Annotated in this window: 13 protein-coding genes; 11 read left to right on the forward strand and 2 right to left on the reverse strand. The window is 46.1% G+C overall.

The window, feature by feature from the left end:
• Positions 1-214 precede the first annotated feature (214 nt).
• The 5 genes from HQN90_RS11005 to cysC all read left to right on the forward strand — a co-directional run bounded on the left by HQN90_RS11005 (position 215) and on the right by cysC (position 10,821).
• Positions 215-862, forward strand: a complete 648-nt coding sequence (locus HQN90_RS11005; RefSeq protein WP_173218151.1) for a phospholipase D-like domain-containing protein — start codon at positions 215-217, stop codon at positions 860-862.
• Positions 863-1,256: 394 nt separating this feature from the next.
• Positions 1,257-3,080 carry a histidine kinase N-terminal 7TM domain-containing protein gene (locus HQN90_RS11010; protein WP_173218153.1) on the forward strand — a complete coding sequence of 608 codons (1,824 nt, stop codon included), beginning with the start codon at positions 1,257-1,259 and terminating at the stop codon, positions 3,078-3,080.
• Positions 3,058-4,206 (forward strand): response regulator, encoded by a 1,149-nt coding sequence (locus HQN90_RS11015; protein WP_173218155.1) that lies wholly within the window; start codon positions 3,058-3,060, stop codon positions 4,204-4,206. The genes HQN90_RS11010 and HQN90_RS11015 overlap by 23 nt, the downstream gene beginning before the upstream one ends.
• A 135-nt stretch (positions 4,207-4,341) precedes the next feature.
• Positions 4,342-10,062: a GLUG motif-containing protein gene (locus HQN90_RS11020; RefSeq protein WP_173218157.1), complete on the forward strand. Its 5,721-nt coding sequence runs from the start codon at positions 4,342-4,344 to the stop codon at positions 10,060-10,062.
• A gap of 162 nt (positions 10,063-10,224) precedes the next feature.
• Positions 10,225-10,821, forward strand: a complete 597-nt coding sequence (cysC, locus tag HQN90_RS11025; protein ID WP_173218159.1) for an adenylyl-sulfate kinase — start codon at positions 10,225-10,227, stop codon at positions 10,819-10,821.
• 303 nt (positions 10,822-11,124) lie between these two features.
• On the opposite strand, the gene HQN90_RS11030 is transcribed toward cysC, so the two are convergent.
• On the reverse strand, positions 11,125-15,375 hold the full coding sequence (locus HQN90_RS11030; RefSeq protein ID WP_173218161.1) for a GGDEF domain-containing protein: 4,251 nt from the start codon (positions 15,373-15,375) through the stop codon (positions 11,125-11,127).
• Between the two features lie 213 nt (positions 15,376-15,588).
• On the opposite strand from HQN90_RS11030, the gene HQN90_RS11035 reads away from it, so the two are divergent.
• From HQN90_RS11035 to HQN90_RS11050, 4 genes are all read left to right on the forward strand, one after another.
• Positions 15,589-16,266, forward strand: a complete 678-nt coding sequence (locus tag HQN90_RS11035; protein WP_173218163.1) for a Rossmann-fold NAD(P)-binding domain-containing protein — start codon at positions 15,589-15,591, stop codon at positions 16,264-16,266.
• 149 nt (positions 16,267-16,415) lie between these two features.
• Positions 16,416-16,667 carry a hypothetical protein gene (locus tag HQN90_RS11040; protein ID WP_173218165.1) on the forward strand — a complete coding sequence of 84 codons (252 nt, stop codon included), beginning with the start codon at positions 16,416-16,418 and terminating at the stop codon, positions 16,665-16,667.
• Between the two features lie 133 nt (positions 16,668-16,800).
• Entirely contained in the window at positions 16,801-18,375 is a 1,575-nt protein-coding gene (locus HQN90_RS11045; RefSeq protein ID WP_173218167.1) for an SWIM zinc finger family protein, read from the forward strand.
• Positions 18,372-21,353 (forward strand): DEAD/DEAH box helicase, encoded by a 2,982-nt coding sequence (locus HQN90_RS11050; RefSeq protein WP_173218169.1) that lies wholly within the window; start codon positions 18,372-18,374, stop codon positions 21,351-21,353. The genes HQN90_RS11045 and HQN90_RS11050 overlap by 4 nt, the downstream gene beginning before the upstream one ends.
• Before the next feature lie 38 nt (positions 21,354-21,391).
• On the opposite strand, the gene HQN90_RS11055 is transcribed toward HQN90_RS11050, so the two are convergent.
• On the reverse strand, positions 21,392-23,911 hold the full coding sequence (locus HQN90_RS11055) for an O-antigen ligase family protein (RefSeq protein WP_173218171.1): 2,520 nt from the start codon (positions 23,909-23,911) through the stop codon (positions 21,392-21,394).
• Between the two features lie 185 nt (positions 23,912-24,096).
• Between HQN90_RS11055 and HQN90_RS11060 the strand changes: the two genes are divergently transcribed.
• Together HQN90_RS11060 and HQN90_RS38625 are read left to right on the forward strand one after the other, a co-directional pair.
• Positions 24,097-24,876: an ABC transporter permease gene (locus tag HQN90_RS11060; RefSeq protein ID WP_173218174.1), complete on the forward strand. Its 780-nt coding sequence runs from the start codon at positions 24,097-24,099 to the stop codon at positions 24,874-24,876.
• 15 nt (positions 24,877-24,891) lie between these two features.
• Positions 24,892-26,538, forward strand: a complete 1,647-nt coding sequence (locus HQN90_RS38625) for an ATP-binding cassette domain-containing protein (RefSeq protein WP_246362218.1) — start codon at positions 24,892-24,894, stop codon at positions 26,536-26,538.

Raw genomic sequence — 26,538 nt, forward strand, 5'->3', positions numbered from 1 at the left:
CTTTACAAAAAAATGCTGTTGCATGGTTATATTATTCGTTAATTGGCATATATGACTGGACTCGGGACCTCTTTTTTGATTGTTATTCATGTTCATCATTTGAACCGAGAAGGGGAAATTACGCGTTAGGCTTGCTGGGAGACTTTTTACATTTGCATACAAATGCATGTTCGTGCGATACTGTTCTTATAACAGTTAAGGAGATATATGGAATATGAGAAATTTCATTGGACTCATTACATTAGTAAGTGTTATTGCACTAACTGGGTGCAGCTTTGCACCTAAATCTCTAACAGCAGTGAAACCCAGTCCAACCCCTACATCAAGCGTTTCTATCACACCAAAACCAACCGAGACTCCACCGGCAAAGCAACAAATAAACGACGAATATTACTTCACCAAAGCTGATCAACATCCGGAGAAAGCGCTTATTGATGTAATCAACGCTTCGAAAACAACGCTCGACATTGCAATTTACACCTTGGTGCATCCTGATATTGTAGCTGCCATCAAAGAGGCGAAGAAGCGCGGCGTGGCTGTCCGAATTATTAGCGATAAGATCCAGTCTTCGGGAAAAACCCAAGAAGAGGCGATGAAGCTTTTGGGCAGTGCGGGTATTCCGATGATGGTTAACAAACACAGTGGACTCATGCACCTTAAAGTGACCATCGCAGACAAACAGGTTGTGACAACAGGGTCATATAACTATTCCAAAGCATCTTCCACAACGAATGATGAAGTATTGATGGTTATCCATAACGAAGATGCTGCAAAGTCCTTCTCTGATCAATTCGACAAAATGTGGAATGATACGAAAGGCTTTGAGAAGTTTGAGAAGAAAACTGTTCAAAAAACGAAGTGAAAGCTGCCCTCCTCCTACTGATCTTTGATTGCGATGTTTCAAAGTTAATGCTAATATACTTCTGGAAACAAAGAAAGATGAATTAGAGGTAATGTATTCATGGATATGGACTATTTCATGCTCATATTTGGTTGTATTTTTGCAGCTTTCGCTGTTGTAGGCCTTGGAGCGTTATTTCTTTTGATTCGTCGAGAGAAGAAAGCGGACGAATAAGTATGTATGACCAAGAATATGGAAGCAGCGGCGCCACTGGACAATCTCTGGTGGCGCTTATTTGATTCGTGGACATAGGATAGAGAAAGATGATATCCTGTTTTTGATAGATTTAGATAGATTTTTGTCGAAACGGCTCATAGAGCGTTCGATGGTCATTGGATACAAAGGAGACGCAGCTGTGGACATAAGACAATGGATGTCGGTATCGCTTTTTTTTGCAACGGCGTTGATGCTGTTCGTTTCATTTTTGTCTTACCGGAAACGCCATCTGCCTGTTGCCAAAACGATGATTTTGATCATGCTGGCAGCAGCTTGCTATTCATTTGGCTATGCGTTTGAGGTACTGAGCAGAAACCTGGATGAAGTGAAGCTGTCGCTTCAAATCGAATATTTGGGCATTCCATTCGTCACTACGCTCTGGTTTTTTCAGGTTATTCAATTTACGGGAACGGCGTCCAGCTACCGTAAGCGCCTCGCGGTGGGGCTGTTCGTTATCCCTGCAGCGGTTTTTTTCCTCCATATGACGAACGATTGGCATCACTTGGTTTATGAGCAGTATGTTCTAAATGAGGATGGTACGATTCCTCTATACACGACGGTTAAGGGAACCTGGTATAAGGTGCACACGGTTTATAATTATTCCGTCTTATTGTTCGGGATGCTGCTGTTTATTCCCATGTATTGGCGGGCTTTGCCGGCCGTGCGAAAGCAAATCGTTGTTCTCCTTTTGGGCGCGGTCGCGCCGATGTTTTTCAACCTGTTCTTTTGGACTGGCAGCAATGTTGATTTAACTCCCTTTGGATTCGCTGTATCGGGTATTGCCTATGTATGGGGGATTTTGCGGTTTAACTTGCTGCGCTTGACGCCACTTGCAATGGCAAAAGTGTTCGAGACGATCCGTGATGGGGTCGTATTATTTGATTATGAGGGCCAAATCGTCAGTTATAACAGTGCAGCCGAGAAGGTGCTTCCTGAGCTCGGTTTGACGAAGCGGTACCCTGTTGATATGGAGAAGGTTTTGTCAGCAAGTCCGGAATTGCTTGAACGCATTCGTGCCGCAAGTGATGAGGATGAGCGGTTTCCGTTCCACCGATTTCATGGAAATCGTAAAAAGCATTACAGCTGCAGTTTGTCGTATATCTATGATTCCGGCAGGGTTACGATAGGCAAAATCTTAATGTTCAATGATATTACGGAATTGAAGGAGAGCGAGGCAGGACTGCGCGAGAACGCTCGGCAATTATTCGAGTTGAACGCTTTTAAGGATAAGTTGTTTACTGTCGTGGCGCACGATATTCGCGATCCGATTGCCCTCCTTGTCAGCTTGACGGAGCTGCTGGGCGATGAACTCACGGCGGCTGATTTTGAGCATGCAGAGTTGGTAAGGGAACTCAAAGGGCAAGTGCAAAGCACGTTCCATCTTGTCGAAAATTTGTTGGATTGGTACCGCAGCCAGAAGGGCAAGGTCGTGTTTCATCCGTTAGGCTGGAATTTACAGCAGGTTGTCCGGCAGGCTTTGTTGCTTGCGGGCTCAAGGGCCGGCATGAAGCAAATTCAATTGACGGAGCAAATTGACGAGAAGCTTACGGTAAGAGCCGATAAAGAGATGCTGGATCTTATTCTGCGAAATTTGCTTTCGAATGCGATCAAGTTTACGGGACTCGGTGGGATGATTGAGATCGGCGCTAAGCTGGAAGGAGATCGGATCGTCGTTTCGGTACGCGACAATGGGGCGGGAATGGATGATCAGACATCGGAATTACTGCGTTTGGAGGAGCCTTTCTTGAAGGTGATGTTGAATGGAGACGATTCCGGAGATACCAGATTTGGATTGGCGCTGACCCGTGAATTCGTACGCATCCATGGAGGCAGCCTTTGGTTCGAGAGTAAGCCAGGAGTTGGGACGACCTTCTCATTCAGCTTGTCTGGTTCGGCAGTCAGGCTGGACGCGTTCGACAACGGGGGAATGGAGGAAATCTATGAAAGTGATTTTGGTGGATGATGAGCTGACGATGCATTTGATTTTGCGCAAAATGCTGCTCAAGCTGCCTGGGATTGACGTGGCGGGCGCCTTCACGGACACAAAGTCGGCAGCCTCCTTTCTCAGCGAGAACGCGGATATCGGGCTTGCTTTCGTTGACATCTCCATGCCGGGCGGGAGTGGAATGGAGTTCGCCGCCAAGATGGAAGCTTTGCATTCTCCGGTACAAATCGTTTTCGTCACGTCACACAAGGAATTTGCCTTGAAAGCTTATGAACTATCTGTACTGGATTACTTGGTCAAGCCCGTTTCTCAAGAGCGTCTGCAGCGGACGGTTAATCGTGCGCTGGCAAACCAGCGGGTCAAGTATACGCCCTCACTGCCGGATACAGATTCCGCTGGAACGGGAAGGATCGTTCTAACTATGCTGGGTGACGTTGTCGTGAGCAACGAAGCAGGCCGCGTCAAGTGGATATCACGGAAATGTGCGGAGTTGTTTGCTTATTTACTGCTCTACCGGGGAAAGCGAATTCCTCGCTCCAGGCTGGTTACGGATATTTTCGGAGGGATGCACCAATCTAATGCAGAGAGCTACTTGAATACGACCGTTTATCAATTGCGTAAGTCTTTGGAACCGCTTGGTATGCGGGATGTTGTGCGCTCGGAGAACGACGGCTATGCACTGGAGTTAAAGGATCCAGCTATTGATTTCGTGGAATTCGAGATGCAAGCCGAGAAGCTGCAACCGATTGAGCCCGGGAATGTGGATACAGCGTTGCAAGTTGAACGCTTATATACGGGCGATCTGTTCGGGGATAAGGCGTATGTATGGGCCATTCACGAAACGGAACGCTATACGGAATTATATGCTTCATTCGTTAAGCGGCTTGCCGCAGTACTTATTTCGCTCAGCGATACGACCGCTGCTTCCAAACTGCTGCTCAAGCTGAATGAACGCAATCCGCTGGACGAATCCGTCATACGTTATCTCATGATGATACGTGAGTTGACGGGGGACAAAAAAGGGCTGACGGCGCTGTATACCGATTATGTTCGTTTGCTTAGCCGTGAGTTGGGCATTCGTCCGTCCGAGGAGCTTATCCAGTTATATGACGTGATGGTAAGTCGATTTTCTAGCAAAAAATAAATATTTTTGTCTGTCGACAAAAACCGCGAAGCCTGATGCTGTGCGGTTTTTTTCTGTTTATGGGGATTTTTTTTCATTATCCTTTTATTGGGTTGAAGTAGACTTACAGTATGAAAGATGGAGAGGGGAACAGGAATGCGTAGATGGGTAAATAAAGTTATGAGCCTGATAATGGTGATTATGATCGTGTTTGGCGCGATCTCTGGTGGCGGGGTTGGAAGTAATCCAGTATCTGCGGCAAGTGATTTCTCAGGAGAGGGGTCTGCTAGCAAACCATATCTTATTGGAACGGCTAATCAACTGAATAAGGTAAGGGACAGTTACTTGGATGGGAATCTTTATTTTAAACTGACAGGCCCTATTGATTTGAGCAGTTATGCCGCATCGGGCTGGGTTCCAATAGGTACTCAGGATACGCCATTTAAAGGCCACTTGGATGGTAACGGATATCAAATAACGGGGCTAACGATACATAGTAGCGATTTTGCAGGGTTATTTGGCAGTATCGGGAATGGAAGTTCAATTGTGAATGTGAAGCTGGACAATGTATCTATTCATGGCGGGTATGCAGTAGGTGCTTTGGTTGGGTTGAACGATGGAGGAACAATAGAGAACAGTTTCGCTTCAGGAAGTGTAAGTGGAGATTATAGTGTTGGCGGTTTGACTGGCAGCAACAACAATGGAGAGATCAAGGACAGTTACGCCTCCGTGGATGTCAGTGGAAGTGAAAATATAGGCGGTTTAGTTGGTGATTCCTACAGTGGAACAATCAGCGGCAGCCATGCTGCAGGGATTGTGAGCGGAAATAAATATATAGGCGGCTTAGTTGGTTATAAGTCAGATGGAACGATCAGCAGCAGCTACGCTTCAGGTAATGTGAGCTTGGTCGCAAGTACGGATAGGAATGCTGGAGGCTTGGTTGGATACAACGAAAATGGAACGGTCAGCAATAGCTACTCCACTGGGAAGGTAAGCGGAGGTGAAGTGATAGGCGGCTTGATTGGTTCGAACCGAAGCGGCACGATCAGCGACAGCAACGCCCTAGGGGATGTGAGCGGAAGCTTTGTCGCGGGCGGTCTAGTTGGGAATGCGTCTTATGGGAAAATCACCAACAGCTACGCTGCAGGTAATGTGAGCTTGTTGCCAAATCCTGCTGTTGCCTATGGGAGTCCCTATGCAGGTGGCTTGGTTGCTTCTAACAACAATGGAGAAATCAGCGGCAGCCACGCTACAGGTAATGTGAGTGGAACGGATGAAAGTTATAGTGTAGGCGGTTTGATTGGCAAAAACGATAATTCCCAAGGTGGAAACATCCTGAATAGCTACGCCACAGGTTATGTGAACGGCGGTAATTCAAGTTTTCAAGTGGGCGGCTTGATTGGCAGCAGCACGAGTGGAACGATTAGCTACAGCTATGCCACGGGGAATGTGAATCTGAGTGGAAGTGATTTAAGTACGCAAGTGGGTGGTTTAGTTGGCGACAACAATGGAGGAACAATCAGCCATAGTTTTGCCACAGGGGAAGTGAGTGGAAGATATAACGTAGGCGGTTTAGTTGGGAGTAACGATAACTACGAAAGCGGGGAGGTCAAGAGCAGCTACGCCTCAGGGCAAGTAAGCGGAAGTGCGGATAGTGAATATGTAGGCGGGTTGGTAGGTTGGAACCGATATGGATTTATTAACGATAGTTACGCCTCAGGGCAAGTGGCGGGCAATGAGAAGGTAGGCGGTTTGAGCGGGCAAAACGGCGGCGGAATGATTACCAACAGCTACGCCACTGGGCAAGTGAGTGGAAGTATCGATGTAGGCGGCTTGGTTGGGGAAAGACTGGATAGTCATCTGGGTGGCGGGGGAGAGGCTATCAACAGCTTCTACGACATGGGTACAACAGGACAAATGGTTTCTGCCGGAGGCCTTGGCCAATCTACTGTGCAGATGCAGACGAAAAGTATTTATGAAGCAGACAATGCTCATATTTGGGATTTTGCGAATATATGGGCGATAGATACTTTGCATAATAATGGGTATCCTTATTTGCCAGCTATTCAGGTGTACTTAGACTATGACGGGAATGGCAGTACCAGTGGGACTGTTCCGACGAGTCGTTCTTTCATGCCAGGTGTAAAAGCTAGCATTGATTCGGGAATGATTAATTTAATCAAATCAGGCTATGTTTTCAATGGATGGAATACGCAGGCAGATGGCGGCGGCATTTCCTATAAATCGGGGGATTCCTTAGCATTAGCGGCTAATACGACCTTGTATGCGAAATGGATTGTACCCAATTCTAATGCAACGCTGACTTCCACGATCGGAAACGTAAGTACAGGAGGAACCGCTAGCGAAAGCATAACGGACATTCCCTATGGTACAACTTTAGCCGTATTGAAGGCAGCAATTACGCCAGCAACGGGTGCAGTGTTTGAAATTTATGATGAGGACGGAATAACCGCAGCTACCCGATTGGGGACGGGCAAGAAGGTTATCGTAACAGCGACAGATGGAACAACGAAGACAACGTACACGGTGAACGTTAAAGCGAACGATGCGAAAGATATCGTGGCATTTGGCTTGGCTGAGCAAACGGGGTCTGCCGTCATTGATGCGACTGCGCATACGGTAGAGATTGAAGTGATGAGCGGTACAAGCTTGAATAACTTGGTGGCAACGTTTGCGTTATCGGCAGAAGCGACGGTGAAGGTCGGTACCGTAGATCAGATAAGCGGCACGACTGCAAACGACTTCACGAACCCGGTCACCTATATGGTCAAAGCGGGGAATGGCACTGCACAAAGCTGGAAGGTTACCGTAACGAAGGCGATAGGTACTGAAAAAGAGATTACCGCTTTCAGCTTTACTCAGCAGACCGGCCCAGCCGTTATTGATGCGGCCGCTCACACCATAGCGATTCAGGTGGCCAATGGTACCAGTCTGACCAGCTTGAAGGCTGCGTTCACTTTATCGCCAGGAGCCTCTGCGAAGGTAGGAACCACGGATCAAGTGAGCGGAATGACCGCAAACAACTTCACAGGCCCGGTTGTTTATGTGGTCAAAGCAGAGAACGGTATGACGCAGAACTGGACAGTTACCGTAACCGCTGCATTTAGCAGTGCGAAAGCGATTACGGCATTTAGCTTCCCTCAGCAAACTGGTCCAGCCGTTATTGATGCGATCGCGCACACTGTAGCGATTCAAGTGGCGTACGGTACGAATGTAACCAGTTTGAAGGCGGTGTTCACTTTATCTGCAGGAGCCTCTGCAAAGGTAGGTTCCAGGGGGCAGCTAAGTAACTCGACGGTTAACAATTTTACAAACCCGGTCACGTACTTGGTGAGAGCAGCGGACGACAGTACGCAGAACTGGATCGTCACGGTGAACGTTGCGGCAGCGAGCAGCGCAAAGGACCTGACAGCGTTCAGCTTCCAAGGCTTGCAGCCAGCAGTAGTAGGAACGATTAGAGGCACGGATATAGCCTTAACAGTGCCTAATGGAACAGCAGTAACGTCGTTAGTTGCAACATTCACGAGTTCCGCAGGATCTACAGTGAAGGTTGGCACGACCACGCAAGTGAGCGGAACGACGGCGAACGATTTTACTTCACCCGTGACGTATATTGTCACCGCGCAGGATGGAACGATGGCATCCTACACAGTGGTTGTAACACAGTCTGCTGCTCCGGCGGGCAATCCCACTTTAAGTGGGTTGATGCTAACCAGCGGAGGATTGACCTTGATTGCCGATTCTGTAACGGGAACAACGTATCATTTTAATGCGAATAACCAGATCTCGAGTATTAACGTTACGGCAAGCGTGTATGATAGCAATTCCAACATAAAAGGAAGCTTGTACAACAGTGATAATGTACTAGTGTTAGGTCCATTTAACTTAATCAGCGGTCAAGCAACGCAATCGCTGCCGCTCGAGATTGGTAGTAATCGAATGGAATTGGTGGTAACAGCTCAAGATGGGTCAAGTAAAACGTATCTTGTTTACGTGAATAGGGCAACTGCGGCATACAGTAATGCTCAGTTAACGTCCTTGCAAATAAGCGATGCTGTGTTAGCGTTTGACAAGGCTATTTTTAACTACACCTTATCGGTGGGAAATCGTGTTGATGTTGTAAAGCTGAATGCTTTTGCTGAAGAAATGCAGGCCAGTGTCACAATCAATACGGAAAGAGTAACGACCAAAGATATCCAATTAAATGTTGGAAGCAACCTAGTTGCCATAGAAGTCACAGCGCAAGATGGTACAACGAAATTGACCTATAACGTGAATATTCGAAGAGCTGCCGTTATTACAGCCAGTTCTAATTCAACTATTCAGCTAACAAGTGACCCCGTAACGATTGTCGTTCCAATAGACGTCACAAATGCCAAGATTGCAGTCACGCCTGTTCGTGTAGGATCCAATAAAGAGATCACACTCCCACTCGTCGAGGTCTTTGCGGAAACTTCCGAAGGCCAACTGTTGGTGGCAATACCAGAAGGCACGAAAGTAACGGCACCTGGGACCTGGGACGGAACTCTTAAACTGCCAGAAGTGCAGAGCAACAGCAGTGTATCGATCAGCAATAGCAATGTGAGTGGAGTGCTTGAGATAGGCTCGCCGGATGTTACGTTAACCTTTGACAAGGCAGTAAGGCTGTTCTTCCCCAAACAGGGGCATAAATTGGCTGGCTACGTTAAAAATGGCGCGGTAATTCCGATAACGGGTTCCATCACATCAGATACTCAGGCAGCTGCAGATGATGAGATTGCTCCGAATGGAGAAGCCAGAATCACGGTTGGTGAGGATCTCGTCCTATGGACGAAGCATTTTACCACTTATGTCTTCTATCTACCCATTACTCCAACGAATGCTAGCGAAGGCGGCGGTGGTAGCGTTGGCGGTCCTAGCAACGTCGGAACGATTTGGGCAGCTCGCGGTGGAACGTTAATCTTAAATGGGCTGCAAATCGATGCCCCGCTTGGCGCAGTAGATAGTGATACTCAGGTTACGGTGAATAAAAGTAGTGACACCTCTAACCTGCCTACGGACCATTCAATGCACTTGGTGAGTGAGATCTACGAGATTACGAAAGATAAAGCCGGTGATCTCATTAAGGCTGTCATTCTTACATTGCCTTTTGACAAGGCGAAGGTTGATTTTTCTAAATCAGTAGCTGCGCTTTATGGGTTGAACGAGAAAAGCCAGAAGTGGGAACAGTTGGATGACCAACAAATAGATCAAACCAAAGGAACGGTATCAGGATCTACTCGTCATTTTACCAAATTCGCAGTTCTGGCAACGGATAAAAAGGAGACAACGAATCCTCCGGTAGAAGCAGTGGATTTCAGTGATATCAAGGGGCACTGGGCTGAAGCGAGCATTCGCGAATTGGTTCAATTGGGCGCGATAAATGGCTATTCCGACCATACCTTTAAGCCGAATGATCCGATCACAAGAGCTGAGTTTGTTACTGTGATTGTAAAAGCGTTTCATCTCCAGGCACAAACAGGGAAAGCTTTTGTCGATACAGAAGCTCACTGGGCGCGGAGTGCAATTGAGATTGCTGCCTCATTGGGCGTTGTGACGGGATATAGCGCAAGCACTTTCGGTCCTGACGACTTGATTACGCGTGAGCAAATGGCAGTGATGATCATTGGTGCCGCGCAGATCGTTAGTAGCGGGGAGCGTGCAGACAGCTTTAAGGATAGCGCTGCAATATCCGACTGGGCTCGCACCGCGCTAGCTGCGGCAACGGCTAAAGCTTTGCTCAACGGCTACGAGGACGGCACGGTGAAGCCGAAAGCGAATACGACGCGCGCAGAAGCGGCGGCTATCATTTTAAGAGCGCTGCAGCTTAAGAAGTAGGTATTTGCCGAAGCGAGAGCGTCAGCATGATGAAACATTTGAGCCACATTGAATTGCTGTATGGTCTTTGGGGAGGATTTCTAGACTTTTATATGGAATAAATAAAATAACAAGAAACTATACGGCCTTTTGCATGAGAAGAAAGAGGGAGACCGACTCACGATGAATAAACACCTAACCAAACATTCTCCCTCTATCTCTACTGAACAACGAACCTCCCTAAACGGTCATAAAAGCATGGTCATTTGGTTCACAGGCCTTTCGGGCTCCGGTAAATCTACACTGGCTCAAGCGCTGGAACGAACACTTTTCGATGATAAAAAGATTCGTTCTTACGTACTGGATGGGGATAATCTTCGATCCGGCTTAAACCAAGATCTCGGTTTTAGCGCCGAGGATCGCAAAGAGAACATCCGTCGAACGGGAGAAATGGCCAAAATTCTCGTAGAAGCGGGTATAGTCGCAATTACATCGTTAATTTCCCCATTCCGCGAAGAGCGAGCAGCTGCAAGGCACTTGTTCCCCGAGGGAACGTTTATCGAGGTTTATATCTCATGTTCGCTGGAGGTTTGCGAGACCAGGGATCCCAAAGGTTTATATCGGAAAGCCAGAAACAACGAGCTTGCTGACTTTACGGGGATTAGCTCCCCTTATGAGGAGCCGCTTGCACCTGAGCTTATCCTACGGACGGATCGATTAACCGTGGAACAATCAGTGAATCAAATTATTTCCTACTTGATAGACCATAGGCTGTTGTAGGAGGAACTTCATAGCTGTAACAAATAAGAGTCCTCCGGGGCTCTTATTTCGCGTGAAAGCCTCTTTTTGCCGCAAATAGAAGCTTCTGAAGGCTCTTATTCCGCCGAGAACCGACTATTTCTTCCCATCTACAACAAATAAGAGTCCCCCGGGACTCTTATTTCGCGTGAAAGCCCCTTTTGACCGCATATAGAAGCTCCTAGGGGCTCTTATTTTGTTTTGCCAGATGGGAGTTGCATGGAGGCAGCGCTTCATGAAAAAAGCCCCCGGTTCCCCCTCAAGGCAGAACATCGGAAGCTTCGTTTACAGGCTGGCATCCTGGGTTTCCCAAGCTGCAACAACTTTATTTTTCCCCGTCTTCTTCGCCATAATCTCGGCCATATCCGCCTGTTCAATAAGCTGCTCGATGGAACTCGGCTGACAAAGCTCGAGGGAGGAGACCCCCACACTGACGGTAATCGTGTAAGGCCGCCCGAAGGCGAATTCCTTCTCAATCTCGCCGCGCAATTGGTGGGCGATCTTGAGCGCTTCTTTGCCATCTGTTTTTGGCAAAATAAGCATAAGCTCCTCACCGCCGTAGCGTCCTGCGATATCGCTTTTTCGTAAATTGAAGCGGAAGATATCGGCAATTTCCCGCAGCACACGATCCCCTTCGGGATGACCGAATTCATTCACCTGCCGGAAGTTGTCCACATCGATCATGATCACGGATAAATCCAGATGATAGCGACTGGCAAGCTCGAATTCATCCCTCAGTTTTTCCATAAAGTAGCCCCGCAAATAAAAGCCGGTCAGGTTGTCAATGACCATTTCCCGATGTAGGAGAACATTAATGATGTGCGGTTTAATGAACGAAAGGAAGTGCTCCATGTGCTGGAGCTTGGTTTTGGTCATGCCGTCCACATAAACTTGCAGGGTGATCATTTGATCGCCGCGTTGAAAGAGCGTGAAGGCTAGTGTAGAGCTGCCCTCGCTTCGGGTTTGATAGGCGACCAGCTCATCGTGATCCCTGAGTCCTGAGGCAGTGACAAAGTATTTCTGTTTGTAATGCAGCAGATTGTAGGAAACCGCGAGCTGAATCACAGGGAAGTAGTCAAACAACGCTTTCGTCAGCCTTTGCATAGTTGTGACTAGATCCAAGGTTTCGGTGACTTGCTCGCTTAACTCGATGATGATCTGCAAATCGAGCGAGAGGAGCAGCCACTGCTCCCGGTCCGCCATCATTTTCTGCACAAAATCATTCTGCATGATAGCCGGTGTGGCCGGGTAAAAGGAAGGTTGGATAACGAGTTCCATACAAGCCTTCAAGTAAGGCTGCCACGTGTCTTTTTGAATCATTTGATAGCCGTTCAAAGCCCGCCTTAAATACAGCATGGCAGGTTGGATATCGCCTTCGTGCATCGCCCGATCCGCAGAAAGTCGGTAGTAATCCGGCCAGAAAACATCGTACGCATACCGCTTGAGATAACTTTCGAAAAGTTCGAATGCTGCATCTACATGCTCCGATTGAAGCTTCAGCAGAAGGGTAAGCAGTTCTCGATACGCCCAGCCTGTGAAAAGGCCGGAATTGTTCTTGGCAATGAATTGCCCGAAAAGTTGGCAAGCTGATTCCAAATTCCCGAGACTTGTTTGTTGGAGTGCCTCCAGGAAAACCCTGTTGTTCTCATTTTCCAAAGATGACGGAATGACGATCGCTTGATGTTGGCGGAAAGCCGCATAACCTCGAAAGACGAATAGAAGAGCCTGACTGGACTCCGTAATATGCTGGGCAATTAGAATGGTCTCGAGCTCTTGAAACGCCGCCCACTGCTCCCACTCCAGCGCAAAAAGAAGCTGATTGGTCAAATAATTTTCGGCCAAATCTTTGCGCCTCAGCTCGTCGACCTGCACGACGCGTTCCTTGTGGTACAGATAGCTGGCGATATCCCCTTGATTGAGCGAAAATTCCATCGCATTCAGATGACCGACTTGTTCCTTGAGCGTGTAGCCCAAACGTTTGGCGCCCTCGATCCCGCGGTACACATATTTGCTGATCAGCTTGTTATTGCTTTGATAGGAATAAATATCGTAAAGCCGCAGCATTAAATCCGTATGTGGTGAGGTATCGAGCAGCGGCTCCATTTTGGCAGCGATGGATAGCGCCCATTCTTCCAACTCTGGGAAGTGAATCAGAATATTGATCGCATAATAGTTCGAAACTTCGGCAAAATGGCGCAGTGTCAACTGATTTCGATTTGGAAAAACCGTCTCTGTATAAAAGATGTGCAGTTGACTCATCTCTTCATCCTGCAAAGGGATGCAGAGATTGCTGGTATTCAGCAAGAAAGCTGCCCGGACGCGATTCTCCAAAGCTTGCGTTGCATCAAAAATGTAAGGAAAAAGCTTTTCACGCAGCGCATTAACGTCTTCTTTATTTTGAATGATGCGGATGAACAGCCAAGCGAAGCGATCCGTTAGTTTGCCGGTATGCTCGTAGACGGTTAAGGCTAATTGTTCCGAAAGCGTAAATTGATTCAGAAGATGATAGATCCGGCTAAGCAAACGATCCAGGAATATCAGGTACGGCCGCTCCAGCTTTTCCAGCAAATATTTAATGCGCTCCAGCAATTCAATCTTTTGTCCATACGAAAGAAGCGAGCGAAGCTGCTTGTAATATTTTAAAAGCAAATAGTATTCGACCTTGTACTCACACGCCAAACTGGCTAGTGTAATGAGCTGCGGCAGCGCAAATGGACGGAATTGATGCTGATACTGCAAAGCAGTTTGATAGTAGGCTGGCAACGCTGCTGCCCCAAGCTGCTCGCGTACCATGAGTGTGATCTCATTGGAAATAAAAACGCTGTCGTTGTGGCTGACATGAGCAAGACCAAGCTCGGCTAATCGTGCAAGGGCTGGCAGAATGCTGCCCAAATCAATTTGATTCGCGGTAAACAAGGCAAATAGATTGATCGGCATCGGCAAGCAGCATAAGAGCCGCAAGAGCTCCAATTCATCTTGGTCCAAAAGGGCAATACGCCTAGCAAACAAGCTGGGAGGATATAGTTTTGCGGCATCCAGATGGAAGGTTGGTGTTTTGTGCCAGCCATTTTCGGTTAGAATAATATGCTCCAATTGAATGAGTTCTTCCAGGAAGATACGGCAGTGACTGATATTAATTTGATTCGCTTGCAGCCAGTCTTTAAGGTCGCAAAGCAGTTCAGAATCAGCACGACCGAGCTGTGAGACGAGCAATTGCTTATAGATTGCAGGATCAAAGTCATGTATGTTGATAATTTGAAAAGAAAGCTCAGCAAACTGCTGGGGAAGCTGGCTGCCGCTAAAAATAAAATGCAACCCCGTCATGCCTCGCCCTTGTTCTCTCCAGAAATTTTGCAAGATCAGCTGGGAATCTTCATCGAAATGTTCGCAGTTCTCAAAAATATAAAAGAAATTGTGAACAGGAAACATCGGAATCACTGAAGAGAAAAATTGCACCAGCCACTCCGTAAGCAAATAAAGGAGATCATCGCCTTCATAATGCTTTTTCAGCAGTTGATCGAATTTCCGCGACAAGTTGCGCAGCATCGTAACAGATTCCGGCAGAACCCCGTAGGCTAGATGCAAGGTTCGAGTCACCACTTCACGCAAAGTCGCGTAGGGCAATGACTGGGAAACAATTTTGAAAAAGTAGCCGTTCTCGAGCACTTCGTTAATATGCTCCGTGTAAACATCGAAGCGAATGGCTTCATTTTCACAGATAAGTCCTAATAATCGTTCCCCGCCTGATTGCAGGAAATAACGGAAATGGGCTTGTTGTTCCTCTGTCACGGGCGCAGTCGCAGGGTGCAGCAAATGGTGTCCCCTATAAGTAACCGGTTTATGCTCTACAGGCATGCCTAAGCTGGCCAACAGGGAATCCGCGATCTCATCGGCAAATAAGAAGGACTCCGGCTGAGTGCGAAGACGCTCGCTTAGCGGCTCAAGAGAGGCTGGAATTGTGCTGAACAGGGATTGCATGAGCAGATGAACCGCTTCAAAGTCCGCCGCGCGCGATAGCAGAAACCGCCTCGCATAACGCGGGAATGAAGTGAACGGATAATCGGTCAGCAAATAATTGATAAACTCGTTCGCGGAGGGGAAAGGCTGAACATCTATCTGGATGCTTAACGTCCTTGGGTGGAAAAACAGCATGTCCGGCAGCAAAAATCCCATATAAAAACGGTCTTCATGCAGGATGGAAAGCGCTTTACAAATGGATATAAGCAATTGCACTTTGGCAGCATCACTTACTTGATCACTTCGTTGTCCATGCAGGATTTCAGAGAAAGGTAAATAGCCCTCAGGCAAAAGAGGGAGCTGAATACGAAGATCACCGTCAACAAGCTGCCAATGGGTGGGCTGGCGGAAGAAAGCTCCCTTGGCGGCTGAGGCCCAAGCATGCAGTCGGTTGTCGATCTGTTTATAGTGGAAATAATGCCATAGCTTATGATGAATGTGCATATCGGAATGTTCAAGGGCGTGCGAGTAGGTGAGATGACGATTATTCGTTATAGTTTCTTGGGTTGTAGGCTTCATCTTACCCCTCCTGCTTCTAAAGGTATGAAGAAATTTATTATGTCTTGGTTAATTAATGCGATCATGAAAAAGGATTTCTCAATTGTAACAAAAATGTAGGACAAATGGGAGAGGAAACATGGATAAGAGGAAACATTGATAATTACTGAACGATCATTTATTATAAGGTTATGTCATGAACAATCGGTCCACACATCCTCGAGAGGAGTTCTTATGAATACACATACAAAAGTTAGAACGATCCTAACAGGCGCAACAGGAATGGTAGGCGAAGGTGTGCTGCTGGAATGCTTAAACCAGCCGGATGTGGAACAAGTTCTCGTTATCAACCGCAAGCCGTGCGGGGTTACACATCCGAAACTGACGGAGCTCATCGTTAAAAATTTTTTTGATTTATCGGCCATTGAAGACGAGTTAGTCGGCTATAATGCCTGTTTCTTTTGTTTAGGCGTTTCCTCAGTGGGGATGAAAGAAGAAGCGTATACGGAAGTGACTTATAAGCTTACTCTGCATGTGGCCAAAACCTTGGTCAGGTTGAATCCCGATATGGTGTTCTGCTACGTCACCGGAGCCGGAACGGACAGCACGGAACAAGGGAAATCCATGTGGGCACGCGTCAAAGGGAAAACTGAAAACGAGCTGCTGAAGCTGCCTTTCCGCAAAGCCTATATGTTCCGTCCTGGCTACATCAAGCCAACGAAAGGGCAGAAAAATGTTCATCCCTTTATCTTCTGGCTGGCTCCATTTGAACCGCTGTTCAAGTTGTTCTTGTCCAGCTACATGTCAACAGTTAAAGATATAGCTCTTGCCATGATTCATACGGTAACGATCGGAAGCGAGAAGCCTATTCTTGATGTGAAGGATATGAATCAATTGGCTAAGGCGAAGTAGAGTGCCTGGCTGCTTACGTTTTGCTTGGACAGATTGCCTGCTTGGCCTACGGGAAACCGCCTAAATATTGCAAATATAGGCATTGGTACATTCCTTGGACTAGGGATAGACGTATACTATCTCAAACCAACAGAGGAGTTGAAGCAACAATGGCTTTCCAACCTAATCAACCAATGCAAGGCAAACAATTTCAGTGTCCACCGGCTGACCCTATAATGACAGATCCAGAAAGAGTGGTCAGAGACTTCTACCACCCGCAAAAAGTTCAAGTTATTCACCCAATTCAAGTCGTGAACAGACACCACTGCGTTCCTGTCTATGAGCATGTGTATACGTGTTCTGAGGTCGACGAGTATTGCGGAACTCACCCGCACCCACACCAAGGCATGCTGCGCAAATAATTTGCTTTGTAACCCCTGATCGGAATCTACATGATTCTGCTTGGGGGTTCTTTTCTTTCTGGAAGGTGTCCAGGAACGCCTACATTCGCTATAATTAAAAGATGAAATTGTCGAAATGCGGAGGAACACCATCATGTCAGAGCTAACAATAGACTGGAATTACTGGATGACGAGGATTCGGTCTGATTTTGACAGTACCATTCTCAAACGTGGTTGGAAGTATTATCAGGCTGGCGCCGTTGGAGCTATCCAAACAGAAGGGCCTTCCGTAGTTAAAGCGCGTGTCTCGGGATCAAGCCCTTACAGGGTTCAACTGGATTTAAAAGCGTTCAGTAGGAGCACCTGCAGCTGTCCTTATTTTGATACATGCAAGCATATGGCGGCTGTTTTATTTCAAGTGGCGGAGCAAGAGGGTTATGATCCCCATGCCTTGTTATATCCAAATGCCAAAAAGATGCCAACGTCTCAACAGGTTCATACAGCGCCAAAGCCGGCAGTCCATAAGCCGAAAGAAACAGACAGCTGTGAAGCGTGGGTTGTTTATTTCGCTAAGCAGTATGCCAATTCCAAAGTGTACAATGCGTTCAGTATCGAAGAGTTGTACATGCGCGCTTGGGGCCAGTTGAACAAGCTGGCGGATGACTGGGAGCCTGTTATAAGAAGCATCTATGATATACAGGTTGTGCTTTATCTCATGCAATTGTGCGACACTTTGATGCAGTCCAAGTCCGGCGTGTATGATTTCTTTTATAATGCGGAGTACTTTCTGGCGAAAATAGCGAAGCACAGCCAAGAACGGCTGCATACCTCATTATGGGAGATAAATGTTGAAAAGGCACATCACAAGTATCCCTCGCATCTGAAAGAAATCAGCACTTATCTGGCTGCCTATATGGAAAAAGAAGCTTTCAATTCGCAAAACCAATGGTTTGACACCTATAAAGTTCTATGGTCTGAATTGCTATATGAGAAAAGTTTGGTGGCGGACGAGCTTGCCAGACTGCGATCCATTGTTGCGGGTGCAGATCGGGATAGCGATGTGCACGAAGCTGCGGTCATTGCTTTAGCTCATTTCGATATAATGAATGAAGAAGATGAGAACGCTTGGGAGCGGGTCACGCAGGAATGTTCGTCTGTTGAGCCGGACGATTGGTTTGGCTATTTAAAGGTGTTTGTACAAGAAGAACAAGGAGAACGCCTGCTCAAATGGCTGCGCTGGTTAGGGCCTGAAGTGCAGAAGGATGCGGCTTATTATGCAAGTGATTTTTTGTACTTCTGGCAAGAAGCTTCACGTTATCTAGATGTGGAACAAGAACATAGACAAGCGATGGTGACTTTGCTGCCGGCGAGCTATCGCGAGTATTCGAGCTTCTTGTTTCAGAAGAAGGAGTACCAAACGTGGGCAGATCTCTGCCTGCTGCTGAATTTAACACCGCTGGAGATTTCGGCAGGAGAATTGAAGCTCGTCGAAAAAGCAGATCCGCGTTGGGTGCTCCCTATCTATCATTATGCGGCGGAAGAATGCATTCAAGCGAAAAATCGGGATGCTTACAGAGAAGCCGTCAAACTGCTTAAGAAGCTTGCGTCTGCTTATAAAAAACTGAAACAAACGTCTCGATTCGAGGCCTACGTAGCGTATTTAAGTCAAGAGTATGCACGCTACCGCGCGTTTCAAGAGGAATTACGGAAAGGAAAACTTATCCCATGATCAGCTTGTCACAGATTCATATCAGCATGCAAAAGCTCCCGACAGGGAGCTTTGTCTGCTGCGGCGAAACGGAAGAAGCGAACGAAGTTCCTGCATATAGACTAAGAAGGCTGCTTTTTGCTTGGCATGAGCGGTCCTTTTATGGGAATCAGCTTAAGCAGGTGCATTCCTCGCGTGGAGAGGGAATAGAGCTTAGCCCTTATATGGCCATGGACTATTTGGCTGAACCGGGAGCTTTATTGCATGCCAAATTGTCATGGGATGACGATGTGCTGTTGATGCAGAAAGCGGCATTGTTATTTAAAGAAGCATTGGAAGAAAGCTGGTACGTGCCTTCTTTTGAAGAGTGGCGCGAAGGCAGGACAGGATGGAAACTAAATCTCCCGGTTGCTCAAATGGCTGAACTTCAGCAGCTTGCTAGCGGGAAGAGGTTGGATGAAGCTTTTTGGCGGAAATGGTTCAATGACATTGCTCAGGAGATGCTGCTGCAGGATCCTGATTCTGAGATAAGTACAAAGTGGCGTCGACTCGTGGCGGAGAGCATCTTACTGCGGGAGAGCGGCTCACAGGTTGACACGGCCAGTGCCCATGCAAACTGGATGCAAGAGGAAGACTGGCTGTTAGCGATTGGTTGGACACAAGACAACACCCCTTATCGTATTTGTGTGCAGCTGGTAGAGCCGTATGCGGAGACATATGTCGACGGTACGACAACAGCCAAAGATAACGCTGCTGACTGGCGGCTCAGATTCATTGCGCAGGACCGCAAGGATGCGAACCGGTTCGTGGAGTTCAGTACGGCGGGCAGTAGCTTGTCAGGCATAGTTCCCGCCGCTTGGCAGGAAACGATGGATATGAGCATCCAAGAGCAAACGGATCGCCTGCTGCGTATTCTTCCCCAGCTCGAGAGCGAGTTTCAATCGGGGAAAATTTATGAGCAGCTATCCGATGAACAAGCCTGGGAATTCCTGACGGATTGGAGCCTGCAGCTGGTGGGGGCAGGTATTTCCGTCTTTCTTCCCTCATGGTGGGACGAACTGCAGCGTCTGCGTCCACAGCTTAAGGCCAAGCTGAAAAGCTCAGTTGGCTCTAAGCGAAAAGCGATGTTTGGGATGGATCAAATCATTCAGTTCGATTGGCGCGTGGCACTGGGCGGCGTGGATTTGTCGGAAGAAGAATTCGCGCAATTGGCAGAGCAGAAAAAGCGACTGATCTATATTCGCGGCAAATGGGTGCAACTGGATCCTGCGTATCTGGAACAGATTAAGGCTACGATGCGTCAAATGGAGAAAAAGAAGGGCCTCTCGTTCCGCGAAGTTCTGGAGATGCATCTGCTCGACAGCGGCGAGGAAGCGGATGCAGATACGGCGCTGTCGGCCAAAGAAGAAGACAAAGCGAAGATGAAGATTCGCGTAGAGCTGAACAGCAGCTTGAAGACCTTGCTGAGACAGTTGAATCAGACCAAATCCATCCCGCTTGTGGAGCGGATTGAGGGCTTGGAGGCCGATTTAAGACATTATCAGCAGGAGGGAGTGTCTTGGCTCCTATTTCTACGCAAAATCGGCCTAGGGGGCTGTCTGGCGGACGATATGGGCTTAGGAAAAACGATTCAGTTTATCGCTTATTTATTGGCGATGGAATCGGGTTCAACGCCGTCTCTATTGATCTGTCCAACCTCTGTGCTGGGCAATTGGCAAAAAGAACTCGCGCGCTTCGCGCCCGGGCTGAACATCCATCTCCACTACGGTGCACAGCGGGCTAGAGGCGAAGAGTTCGAGGCCTCCATTCAGGGGGCAGACCTCGTGATCACCTCTTACAACATTGCCCAGCTGGATGAAAAAGAGCTATCAGGTGTCAAGTGGGATGCACTCTGCTTGGATGAAGCGCAGAACATCAAAAACGTCTACACCAAACAATCCCAAGCGATACGCGGCTTAGATGCTGTCCAGCGCATTGCTCTGACCGGGACGCCGATTGAGAATCGCTTGACGGAGCTTTGGTCGATTTTTGATTTTATTAATCCAGGTTACTTGGGCACACTGAAGCACTTTAATCATCAATATGCGGGACCCATTGAGAATAGCGAAGAAGACTCGCCTTTGCTCGCTGCTCGGGTGCAGCGGCTGGTTCGACCGTTCCTGCTCAGACGGGTCAAGAAAGATCCGGCCATCCAATTGGATTTGCCGGATAAGTATGAGTCCAAAGCCTACGTGGCTCTAACTCCCGAGCAGGGGGCTTTGTACGAGAACGTCGTCCAAAGCTTGATGGAGAAGATCGAAGCTGTGAGCGGCATCGAGAAGAAGGGATTGATCTTGGCTTCGCTGATGAAGCTGAAGCAGGTCTGCGATCATCCTTCATTGTTCTTGAAGGATGGTGGGGCGGGTGCCGGTATAGCAGCAACCGGCATAGATAAGGCAGCGCGCTCAGCGAAGCTGGAGCGGCTGCTTGAAATGATCGACGAACTTAGGAGCGAAGGAGGCAGCTGCCTCATCTTCACCCAGTTCGTCGAAATGGGCCACCTCCTGCAGGCGCGGATCGCGCAGGAGCGGGGCGAGCCCGTGCAGTTCTTGCACGGGGGGCTGAGCAAGGCGAAGCGCGATGATATGATCGCGCGCTTCCAGGACGAGTCGCTCCCGGCAGAGGAGCGCTGCCATATCTTCATCCTCTCGCTGAAAGCAGGAGGAACCGGGCTCAACCTCACCGCGGCGAACCATGTGTTCCACTACGATCGTTGGTGGAACCCCGCCGTGGAGAACCAGGCCACTGACCGCGCCTTCCGCATCGGCCAGACCCGCGACGTGCAGGTGCACAAGTTCGTCACCTTGGGCACGCTCGAAGAGCGCATCGATGAGATGATCACGCGCAAAAAAGGCCTCAGCGACCAATTCGTCGGCACCGGCGAGAACTGGGTCACGGAGATGTCCACGGGCGAGCTGCGCGAGTTGTTTGCCTTGCGGCGTGAGTGGATGGAGAAGTGACAATGTAAAAAAGCGCCACATCGCTGTGGCGCTTTTTCTCATTTAGCCGGAAAACTCGTAGCCAGAATCGTATCCATATTCTGCTTCTCAGCAGGATCCTTAGCAATCAGCTTGTCCATAAGGGCTTGATCTTTCGAACCTTGCTTCTGTAAAGCAACTAAGTACCATCTGATCAGAACACGATTAGTTTGATTATCCAGATTCTCCGTGATGTGAGGCTGGATGTTGGCAGCCGCTCCTGCGTAGTCGCCACGCATGTAACTGATTTGTCCGACCGACAAAGCCATGCCAGGCGTTACAGCAAACTCACGACCTTGCGCTTGTTCTTTAGGCAAATTCTTCAAAGAATCAATCCTCGTGAGAACTTCCTTGTAAGTAGCAAGAGCACTATCCAGTCTTTCGTTGAACTCCTGTGTATTATTCTTTTCTTTGGCTTGATTAGCAAGCTCAATGTTCAGAGAAATACTCTTTTCATACATTTCCGTATACCAAGGGTAGTTAGGAATCTGAGCGTTGGACCAATTCAGTGCTTCCAGTTTCTTCCCTTTCATGAGAAACATATTAAGCTGCTGCATAGCAACAGTGCGATTATGCGGTTCTTTTTTCAATAATTGAGTGAGCAGATCTTGGGCTTGATTGAAAAAACCATCTGCTTTACTCGGATCTTCCTTCTGCATCTGATTGTAAACTTGAAGAAGGATACCAATTCGGTTAATTTGTCCCGTTAATACATAGTCCGGATGAGCAGGGTGCAAAGAGATTGCTTTATCCAGCGGTGTGACGATTTGATTGTAATCCTGGCTCTTTTGGATAACTTCCAGCGTTTGCTTATAAGAGCTGTTCGCTGAAACCAGCGTTGCCGAGATGAAGAAAACCACAATCGACAGAACCGCCAGAAGCGCAGGGAACGCTTTGTGAATGGCCACGGACGTCGACTTCAGACGAAGCGGAGCAGATGAACTGTTGCTGAGCATACTACCAAGTGCAAGGAACAATATAGCCCCCAAATATACATAACTCAAATCAAAGTCAATCATACTGTGAACCAAAAGCGAGATCATCACAATGAAAAAGAGGAAATGCAGATCCCGTTTCTCTTGTGAACTTTTGATATAACTTCTTATATAGAACACAAGGACAGCGATTACGAACCCAACAAAAACAAGGAATCCAAGCGCACCGGCCTCAACCAAGTATTGCAGAGCAAAGTTATGAGCCTGACGGCTTGTATACGGGTTGTTCTGATATTTCTCATATAAAGAAGCCCAGGCACCGCCACCGGCACCGATAATCGGATAATCCGACCACAACTTCACCGCATCTTTATAGAAAGTTCCACGCTCCAAAACGCTGTGCTGCTGGAAGTTAATGTTCTCCACACGCGTCTTCACGTTATCAGGAAGAATGTTTTTGAAGCCCGTATCACTGATGATCAGAAAGGCTCCCACAACACCAATCACAATGGCAGCGATCGGAAGAATAAAAGTTGCATACTTTTTAGCATCCAATCGAGCCGTTAACCGTTCTAACCAAGGCCCTACGAAGTATTGAATAACGATAGCAAGCACAGTGTAAACTACAGAAGCTAGGAGCAAAATGGACCAGCCATGCCAAGATTCGGATGCACTAGGAGTTTTTTGCAAGCCAATGCCGATATCGGTTACCTTCTGTAAGATGACAAGCGACGTAACGAAGGCTAGTCCAAATTGTACAAGTGCCAAAATCTGTCTGCTAATCGAAAAGAAGAACAGCATAATCAAGAAAACAACCGGAATCACCACAATGGCGCCGCGGGAAAGTGTCAACCAGAAAGATACGATGATAGGTACTAATAGGAACGCATGCGGTAGAATCGAGTACCATTTGCGAGACTTAACAATAAAGAATAAAGCCGATAGAGATAACGTAATTAAAAAGGCCGCATACGTATTTGCGTATTGGAAAACCGACGTTAAACGGAGTCCGTTCGAGTCCGTCATAATCGCATCCCGGTACAAATAAGCATTGGTCGTATCCATAAATGCGAACCATCCAACCAGATGCCCGGCGAAATTTCCATTGCCCAACCAGTACAAAAGTCCGAACACAACAATGAAGTAACCAGAAATCAAAAATAATGCGGCAACAATCGACGTCCCAAGCTTGTTTTTTGTCAGAAATACACCTAAAATGAAGAAGGTTGCATACAGCATTTGGATATAGACCATATTAGTTGCCAAATAGTGAGATGCCGAATTCGACAAAGATATCACATAAGTTAGTGGCATGAGCAGAACTAGAATGGTCAAGACATCTTTCTGTTCATTAAGCTTGAAAACAAAGAAAGCTAGAATGGCAATCAGTAATAAAATGATGGAGGACCAGACCGATGCCGAGTAAATGGAACGCTCGAAGTCATAAGTACCACCATTGAACAGCGCCCTCTGAAACGGCGCCCAGAATAAAAACAAACCTGTGAAAACTACTAAAAACCAAAAGATGATAGAGCTCTTCTCTGTCGTTATTGTTCCATTTGTTTTTGCACGTGAAGCCGTGTAGGCATTTTTACTTGCACTCATTGACGGATAGTCTCCTTTTTGCTAAACTTCGACTTTATTTTAGCATAGTTGGAAGGGAGTTTCCAAATGGAAATGTTCCATAGCGATGTAGGGTTCAATTTTGATTTTAATACATAATTTGTTACATTTAAATTTTGTTTAAGTTTGTTAATATATTCTTACTAAGAAAATGCGGGGTTTTATTTATGTTCAAGCAAGCAATTACAATTCAACGTAAGTACGGTTTTCTTCTTTCTCAATTAGTAGAAAGAGATTTTAAAACGAAATACAGAAGATCAGTATTGGGCATATTATGGAGCCTTTTAAATCCGCTTTTAATAATGGTAGTACAATTTATGGTTTTTTCTACATTATTTCGCTTTGACATACCAAACTACTCTGTATATTTATTAAGTGGAATTGTAATGTTTAATTACATGTCGGAAGCTACATCGCAGGCAATGACATGTATTATACAAAATGCTTCCCTTATTAACAAAGTGTATATTCCTAAGTATATTTATCCATTTTCTCGTGTTCTATCAACAGGAGTGAATTTTTTATTTTCCCTTGTGGCATTATACTTAGTAATTATAGTTACTGGAACTCACGTTACATTCTCTCACATAGCTATATTATATGTAATACTCTGTATGTTTGTTTTCATTATAGGTTTATCTCTCTTGCTAGCTTCTATGATGGTCTTTTTTCGGGATACACAATTTTTATATAGCATTGGATTAACAATATGGACTTATCTAACACCTATTTTCTATCCAGAGAGCATTCTCCCACCCATTATGATATTTGTGATGAAATTTAATCCAATGTATCATTTCATCCGGTTTTTTCGTTTTGTTATTTTGTATGGTGGTATTCCTGATCTTATGGCATGGGTTTATTGCGCTATTTTTGCAGTCATCTCATTTTCTATCGGTGCATATGTGTTTAAACGTAACCAGAACAAGTTTATTCTTAATTTGTGAGGAGTAGGATTCATTTTGATTGAATTAAATAATGTTTCAATGAAGTTTCGAATGGCCAATGACAGAATTATGAGTCTCAAGGAATTTATTGTAAAGAAATTGACTGGTGAACTTAAATACAAAGAGTTTGTTGCATTAAAGGATGTTTCATTCTCAATAAAAAAGGGAGAGGTTGTAGGTATCATTGGAGGTAATGGTGCTGGTAAGAGTACTTTACTAAAGATTATATCAGGTATTCTAACTCCAACAATTGGAACGTCTAGGGTGAATGGAACAATTGCCCCTTTGCTTGAACTAGGTGCAGGTTTTGACATTGATTTAACTGCAAGAGAGAATGTATTTCTTAATGGGGCTGTTTTGGGATATTCAAAGCAGTACATAACGGATAAATATAATGAGATTGTGGAATTTTCTGAACTAGAGCAATTTATGGACGTGCCAATTCGCAATTTTTCCTCTGGTATGACGATGCGTCTAGCATTTTCAATTGCAACACTAGTGAAGCCAGATGTATTAATAGTGGATGAAATTTTGTCAGTAGGAGACGCTCATTTTCAACAAAAAAGTGCGAAGAGAATGCGCGAGCTGATGACGGGTGGAGCAACAGTTATACTTGTATCACACAGCATTGAACAAATTACCGAAATGTGTTCCCGAGTGGTATGGCTAGATCATGGGAGTTTACGAATGGTCGGAAATACTGAAGAGGTTTGCGATGCGTATATGAGCCACTCAAGAGGGGGGAATTCGCAGACTGAATCAACATCTGTAAGTTTAATAAGTTACACAGATAAGTTATATTCACCTACATTTATTACAAAGTACGATAATCATTATCTTATCGTTGATTGTTGGCATCATAGAGTCATTTATAATGATAATTTAATTGACCCTATAAAAGAATGGGCTACAATGACCGGTAAATTTAGCAATCCGCATTCTATTGTTAGTGACGGGGATGTTTTTTTAGTCGAGGATACTAGAAATGATAGAGTAAAGGTTCTAAGGAGTAATGGAGCTTTTTTCATAGAAATACAATCAATTGGAAATATCGGGAGTCAGCCTAACAAGATTGTTTATGATGCTACTAACAAATTGTTTTATGGAATTGCTGCATCGTCACAACAAGTGTTTGTATTAAGGAATACAGGAACAGAGGTTGTCACTGAAAAAGTCATAAAGTTAGACTATTTAGAATCTGCATATGTTCGATCAATTAGTTTAATTGACGAGAAGATTTATTTTGTATCTGGTCCAGGTAAAATTATTGTAGCTGATGTCAATAACTTATCATTTGATTTATTAATAGAATATAAAGTGCCTTTTGAACTACAAGGAATGAATGATATTGTTAAAATCGGTTCGTATTATTATCTTACAGTATATCAAAATGGAGCAGGCGAGATAAAACCAAGTTTAGTAAGAGTTAAGGATTTGAACGAATTAGAAACTAACTATGAGGATATTTATGAATTGCTACATTTAAAAGGTGTGCCTTACAGTTTTTCCTTAATAGACGACCGAGTTTTTTTAACAGAAGTTGATTCCTATTCATCAATAATTTCTTTTAAAGTGATTGATGATCAATTTATCGATCTTCATGTTCACTATGATATAGGTATGCCCGATGACCCTTCCTTGAAGAGACGTAAGCAGAGATGA

The organism is Paenibacillus alba (assembly GCF_013204855.1).
GTDB lineage: Bacteria > Bacillota > Bacilli > Paenibacillales > NBRC-103111 > Paenibacillus_E > Paenibacillus_E alba.